Origin of the sequence: Candidatus Protochlamydia sp. W-9, from assembly GCF_001950615.1 — a bacterium.
In the GTDB taxonomy this organism is placed as follows: Bacteria; Chlamydiota; Chlamydiia; order Chlamydiales; family Parachlamydiaceae; genus Protochlamydia; species Protochlamydia amoebophila.
Genome location: NZ_BCPZ01000274.1, coordinates 1 through 303, shown reverse-complemented (window position 1 = coordinate 303; position 303 = coordinate 1). Strand labels below are relative to the sequence as shown.

Below are 303 nucleotides of genomic sequence, written 5' to 3'. Positions count from 1 at the left end.
GGTTAAGGGTGTCAAATGGACTAGTCCAGCATCAGTAAGTTTATAGCATCCACTCAGATTTAAATACTGCAAACCCGTTAAAGATGTCAAATGGGCTAATCCAGCATCGCTGAAATTATTGTACCTGCTTGGATTGAGATTTTTGCACCAACTTAGATCTAAATGCTGCAAAGCGGTTAAGGGTGTCAAATGGACTAGTCCAGCATCAGTAAGTTTATAGCATCCACTCAGATTTAAATACTGCAAACCCGTTAAAGATGTCAAATGGGCTAATCCAGCATCGCTGAAATTATTGTACCTGCT

1 pseudogene is annotated in these 303 nt (G+C 39.9%); it reads right to left on the bottom strand.

The features are described 5' to 3' along the window. Positions 1–303, bottom strand: a pseudogene (locus BU804_RS08075) (hypothetical protein); the annotation flags it as partial.